This window comes from Pseudomonas sp. PS01299, from assembly GCF_029960145.1.
Lineage (GTDB): Bacteria > Pseudomonadota > Gammaproteobacteria > Pseudomonadales > Pseudomonadaceae > Aquipseudomonas > Aquipseudomonas putida_A.
Window position 1 is genome coordinate 1 of sequence record NZ_JASCPO010000295.1, and the last position, 6205, is coordinate 6205.

Here is a 6205-nt window from a genome sequence, read left to right on the forward strand (position 1 = left end):
GCTCGCGAATGCGGTGGGTCAGTCGCCAAATGTTTTACTGACCCGGCGCATTCGCGAGCAAGCCCGCTCCCACAAGGGGAAGGCGTTTCGCAGCCGATTTATTTGGCGTCCGCCAAAACCGCTCGCCACCGCCCGCTGCTTCCGTCCACGTTTGCAATGAGCGGGTCGGCAAATCGAAGTCATCCCGCCCTAATCGTATCCAGACCCTGCATCAGGAGGCCGAAGGCGATATCCTGCGCCACACTTATCTGCGCAAACGGCGAATAACGCTGCAACACCGTGTTTGCCCGAGGCTAAAGGAGTGTTCGAATGACCGAGAAGAAACTGGAAACCACGGTCGACCGCGTCTACCAAGGGGTTTACCAGGCGATCAGCAAGCGTTCGCTGCGTCCGGGGATGAAGCTGGGCGAAGCGTCCCTGGCCGAACTGTTCAATGTCAGCCGCACGTCGGTACGCGCCGCGCTCAAGCAACTGGAAGCCGAGGGGCTGGTCACCACCGAGCCGAATAAAGGTGCATCGGTGTCGCTGCCCAGCAACGAAGAGATCCGCTCGCTGTTCGAAACCCGGCGGCTGATCGAAATCGGCATGGTCACCGAACTCTGTCGGCGCAAGGACACCGCCGCCATGCAGGTCTTGCGCGAGCACCTGCTACTGGAGGACGCAGCCCACGCGGCAGGCGATCACGAGCAACTGATTTACCTGCTCGGCGAGTTCCACCTCAAACTGGCGCGCAGCCTCAACAACCCGGTGCTGCTCGACTGGTTCCAGAAGCTGATTTCCCGCGCCTCGCTGTATGTCGCTGCACTGGATGACGACAGCCATGAAGCCTGCCGTGACAACGAACATCTGCGCCTGATCGAATACATCGAGGCGGGCGACCAGAGCGCCGCCATCGAACTGACCTGCACGCATTTGAACGGCATCGAGAAGGCGATTCTCGACGTCGCGGCGAAGATGAAAACTGGCTACCATCCGCTCAAGCACCTGATCGGGGTCTGATCCGGGCCTGCTCTGAAATCGGCTATACCTCTAATGAAACCATTACGGCCGATGAGGCTCGAAACAGACGGGCGTCGCGGCGTTCTGCCGTCGCGATGTATCGGGCAAACACCACAGGACACCGAGTCAATCGATGCAGTTTTTATCCGATAGCCACGGTTGTGAAGGCTGGAAAGGCGAGATGGCCGAACGCATTTGCGCGTTCGACTGGCGCCTCACCGAACTCGGCCCGCTCGACACCTGGCCTGCCAGCTTGTGCAGCACCGTGCAATTGATGCTGGCCTCGCCCTTGCCGATGGTCATGCTCTGGGGCCACGCCGGCTACATGATCTACAACGACGCTTACTCGCAGTTTGCCGGTGGCCGCCACCCCTATCTGTTGGGGGTGCCGGTGGAGCTGGGCTGGCCGGAAGTCGCCGAGTTCAACCGGCATGTGGTCGACACCTGTCTGGCGGGCGGCACCTTGTCCTACCGCAACAAGGAGCTGGTGCTGTTGCGCGATGGCGTGCCCGAAGATGTCTGGATGGATCTGTATTACAGCCCGGTGGCCAACGATGACGGCGTGCCTTCAGGAGTGATGGCGATGGTGGTCGAGACCACCGAGTTGGTGCGCTCCGAGCGCCTGCGTCAGGCGGCAGAAGACGCTTATCGGGCCGACAACGAACGGGTGCGTCTGGCGCTGAATGCCGGGGCCTTGCTTGGCTCGTTCGTCTGGGACGTGAAGAACAATGTGCTGTCGGCCGACGAGCGTTTCGCCCGGACCTTTTGCTATCCGCCGGATCAGGACCTGAGCAACCTGCCGCAATCCTTGACTGAGTCGCGGATCCACCCGGACGACCTGGCGTGGGTGCATGATCGGGTCAGTCATTCGCTGCAGACCGGTGAGCCGTACAACGCCGAATACCGCGTGCGGCGCGCGGACGGCAGCTACCTGTGGGTGCTCGCCAGTGGCGCCTGCGAGTTCGACGAACACGGTGCGCCGTTTCGTTTTCCCGGGGTGTTGATCGACATCCATGAACGCAAGATTGCCGAAGAATCCCTGCTCAAATTCACGCGCAACCTGGAGCAGCGGGTGGCCAGTGAAGTGGATGCCCGGCTGGCGGCGGAAGAGCAATTGCGTCAGTCGCAGAAGCTTGAAGCCATCGGCGGACTGACCGGTGGCGTGGCCCACGACTTCAACAACCTGCTGCAGGTAATTGCCGGCAACCTGCATTTGCTGGCGCGGCATGAGCCGGACAATGCCAACGTGCAACGCCGGGTCAGCGCCTCGCTGGCAGCGGTCGAGCGCGGCGCCAAGCTGTCGTCGCAACTGCTCGCTTTTGCCCGGCGCCAGCCGTTGTCACCGGCGGTGTGCGATCCGCGGCAGATCTTCGACGGCGTCGGCGAATTGCTGCAGCGTGCGTTGGGCGAAACCATTCAGATCGACGTGCAATTGCCGCAGGACCCGTGGCACATCAACGTCGACCGCAATCAACTGGAAAACGCCATTCTCAATCTGGCGATCAACGCCCGCGATGCGATGAAAGGCGAGGGCACGATTGTTCTCAGTGCCATTAATACTCGGCTGGACAGCACTTTTTGCGCGGGCAAAGGCATCGTCGCCGGCGATTTCGTGCGGGTGGTGGTCGGCGATACCGGCGTCGGCATCGCGCCGCAAATGCTCGAGCAGGTGTTCGAGCCATTCTTCACCACCAAGGCCGACGGCCAGGGCACCGGGCTCGGTCTGAGCATGGTGTTCGGCTTCGTCAAACAGAGTGGTGGCCACGTCGAGATCGACAGCACCGTGGGCGAAGGCACGCGGGTGCAACTGTACTTTCCGCGCAGCCTGCGTCCGGTTCTCGATGAGACGCCGAGCGTCGACCCGCAGCAGAGCGGCGGCCACGAGACCATTTTGGTGGTCGAGGATAACGACGCAGTGCGTGCTTCGGCCGTGGAGTTGCTGCGCGAGGAAGGCTACCGCGTACTGACTGCGAGCAATGGCGACGTGGCAATGCAGTTGCTGCTGGACGGCGCGCAAGTGGATCTGATTTTCACCGACGTGGTGATGCCGGGGCTGATCAAAAGCTCCGATCTGGCGGCGTGGGCCAAGGTGCAGACACCACCGGTGGCGGTGCTGTTCACCTCCGGCCACACCCGCGACATCATTTCACGCAACCACCAGTTGAGCCCGGACACGCACTTGCTCGGCAAACCGTATGGCCCGGAGGCGTTGTTGCAGATGATTCGCTCGGTGCTCAGTGCCTGATTCCCTGTGGCGAGGGGATTCATCCCCGATGGAGTGCGCAGCACTCCCCAGCATTTTCCCAGCTATATGGAATTTGCAGTAACTGCGCCGGCTGCGCCGCCGATCGGGGATAAATCCCCTCACCACAGGGTTCAGCTTCGCCCCTAAATTTTTTCTGCAGGGACAGCCAATGACTTCCAAGCGTAATTCCAAAGCACCCGCCGGCATGGTCCGGGTGCGTGGCGCCCGCGAACACAATCTGAAGAATGTCGACGTCGATATCCCTCGCGACGCGCTGGTGGTGTTCACCGGGGTTTCGGGTTCGGGCAAGTCGTCGCTGGCGTTTTCAACGTTGTACGCTGAAGCCCAACGGCGTTATTTCGAGTCAGTGGCGCCGTATGCGCGGCGGCTGATCGATCAGGTCGGGGTGCCGGATGTCGACTCCATCGAAGGCCTGCCGCCCGCCGTGGCCCTGCAACAGCAGCGCGGTACGCCGAGCACGCGTTCGTCGGTGGGCAGCGTGACCACCTTGTCGAGCCTGATCCGCATGCTCTATTCCCGCGCCGGCAGTTACCCGCCGGGGCAGCCGATGCTCTATGCCGAGGATTTTTCGCCGAACACCCCGCAAGGCGCGTGCCCGGAGTGCCACGGGCTGGGCCGGGTCTACGAGGTGACCGAGGCGCTGATGGTGCCTGATCCGAACCTGACCATCCGCCAACGCGCCGTGGCCTCCTGGCCGCTGGCGTGGCAGGGGCAGAACCTGCGCGACATCCTCGTGACCATGGGCATCGACGTCGATATCCCCTGGAAGAAACTGCCGAAAAAGCAGCGTGACTGGATTCTGTTCACCGAAGAAACCCCGACCGTGCCGGTGTACGCCGGGCTGACCCCGGAGGAAACCCGGGTCGCCCTCAAGCGCAAGATGGAACCGAGTTATCAGGGCACCTTCACCGGTGCCCGCCGCTACATCCTGCACACCTTTACCCATTCGCAAAGTGCGCTGATGAAGAAGCGCGTTTCGCAGTTCATGCTTGGCAGCCCGTGTCCGTTATGCGACGGCAAGCGCCTCAAGCGTGAAGCGTTGTCGGTGACCTTTGCCGGTTACGACATCGGTGAGCTGTCGCAGATGCCATTGCTGCAAGTGGCCGAAGTATTGAAACCCGTGGCTGCGGCGACCTATCTGCAGCAGGCCGAAGAAAGCGGCGAAACCCTCAGCCATGCGCAAACCCGCGAGGCGCGCCAGCAGCGCGTGGCCCACGGTGCCAGCGGCCACGCCAGTGCGCCGGACGTGCGCCACACGCCAAACCTGTCGCTGGAAAAACGTCTGGCGGCGCAGCGGATCGCTGAGGACTTGCTGGAGCGGGTCAGCACCCTGACCGATCTGGGCCTCGGTTATCTGGCGCTGGAGCGCAGCACGCCGACGTTGTCGTCCGGCGAGCTGCAACGCCTGCGCCTGGCGACGCAATTGGGCTCGCAACTGTTCGGCGTGATCTACGTGCTCGACGAGCCATCCGCCGGTCTGCATCCGGCCGATGGCGAGGCGTTGTTCGAAGCCTTGCAGCGCTTGAAGGCCGATGGCAATACGCTGTTTGTGGTCGAGCACGATCTGGAAACCATGCGCCGCGCCGACTGGCTGATCGACGTCGGTCCGGCGGCGGGCGAGAAGGGTGGGCAGGTGTTGTACAGCGGCCCTCCGGCCGGGCTGGCCGAGATCGACGAATCGCAGACCCGCGCCTATCTGTTTGCCGAGAGCCAGCGGCAGACCCGCACCGCGCGCAAGCCGAGCGGTTGGCTGAAACTCGATGGCATCAGCCGCAATAACCTGCACAACCTCAGCGCTGAATTTCCCTTGGGCTGCTTCACCTCGGTCACCGGGGTTTCCGGTTCGGGCAAATCGAGTCTGGTCAGTCAGGCGTTGCTCGAACTGGTCGGCGCGCAACTCGGGCGGCCGCTGGTTGAGGACGAGCCGGAAGAGCTCAGCCTCGAAGACGATGCGCCGCAGGCCAGCACTGGTCAGGTGACGGCGGGGTTGGAGTCGATCAAACGCCTGGTGCAGGTCGATCAGAAACCCATCGGCCGCACGCCACGTTCGAATCTGGCGACCTACACCGGGCTGTTTGACAATGTGCGCAAACTGTTCGCCGCCACGCCCGAGGCACGGGCGGCGGGGTATGACGCCGGGCAGTTTTCCTTCAACGTCGCCAAGGGTCGTTGCCCGACCTGCGAGGGGGAAGGTTTTGTCAGCGTCGAGTTGCTGTTCATGCCGAGCGTGTATGCGCCGTGCCCGACCTGTCATGGCGCGCGCTACAACCCGCAGACCCTGGCGATTCAGTGGCAAGGCTTGAGCATTGCGCAGGTGCTGCAACTGACCGTGGAAGAGGCGGTAGAAGTGTTCAACGAGCAGCCGGGGATTCGTCGTTCACTGGAGGTGCTGCGTGACATCGGCCTCGGTTATCTGCGGCTCGGCCAACCGGCCACCGAGTTGTCCGGTGGTGAAGCACAACGGATCAAACTGGCCACTGAGCTGCAGCGCAATCAGCGCGGCGCGACCCTGTATGTGCTGGATGAACCGACTACCGGGCTGCATCCGCGGGACGTCGATCGGCTGCTGGAACAACTGGACAACCTGGTCACGGCAGGGCACACGGTGATCGTGGTCGAACATGAAATGCGCGTGGTGGCGCAGAGCGACTGGGTGATCGACATCGGCCCGGGGGCCGGGGATCAGGGCGGCAGGATTGTTGTGGCGGGGACGCCGCAGAAAGTGGCGGCGAGTAAGAAGAGCCGAACGGCACCGTTTCTGGCGCGGGCCTTGAGCCGATAGCGACGCCGTTCCTACTGGCCCCCACAGGGGGCTGCGGTGTACTCGGAAGATGACACACCGTAATCCCTTGTAGGAGTGAGCCTGCTCGCGATAGCGGAGTGTCAGCCAGAAATGAATTGACTGACCTGACGCCATCGCGAGCAGGCTCACTCCTACAG

3 protein-coding genes and 1 pseudogene are annotated in these 6205 nt (G+C 62.7%); 3 read left to right on the top strand and 1 reads right to left on the bottom strand.

The window, feature by feature from the left end; genetic code table 11:
• Positions 1-112 precede the first annotated feature (112 nt).
• Positions 113-187: pseudogene (locus tag QMX91_RS28150) on the bottom strand (flavin reductase family protein); the annotation flags it as partial.
• A gap of 122 nt (positions 188-309) precedes the next feature.
• Between QMX91_RS28150 and QMX91_RS28155 the strand changes: the two are divergent.
• From QMX91_RS28155 to QMX91_RS28165, 3 genes are all read left to right on the top strand, one after another.
• On the top strand, positions 310-999 hold the full coding sequence (locus QMX91_RS28155; protein WP_027613675.1) for a GntR family transcriptional regulator: 690 nt from the start codon (positions 310-312) through the stop codon (positions 997-999).
• A 133-nt stretch (positions 1000-1132) separates the two neighbouring features.
• A complete protein-coding gene (locus QMX91_RS28160; protein ID WP_282413706.1) occupies positions 1133-3244 on the top strand; it encodes a hybrid sensor histidine kinase/response regulator in 2112 nt (703 codons plus the stop codon).
• Between the two features lie 169 nt (positions 3245-3413).
• Positions 3414-6047, top strand: a complete 2634-nt coding sequence (locus QMX91_RS28165) for an excinuclease ABC subunit UvrA (protein ID WP_282413707.1) — start codon at positions 3414-3416, stop codon at positions 6045-6047.
• Positions 6048-6205: the final 158 nt, after the last annotated feature.

Excerpts from the sequence above, each read along its gene's own strand:
- QMX91_RS28155 (WP_027613675.1), top strand. The coding sequence starts at position 310 with ATGACCGAGAAGAAACTGGAAACCACGGTCGACCGCGTCTACCAAGGG.
- QMX91_RS28160 (WP_282413706.1), top strand. The coding sequence starts at position 1,133 with ATGCAGTTTTTATCCGATAGCCACGGTTGTGAAGGCTGGAAAGGCGAG.
- QMX91_RS28165 (WP_282413707.1), top strand. The coding sequence starts at position 3,414 with ATGACTTCCAAGCGTAATTCCAAAGCACCCGCCGGCATGGTCCGGGTG.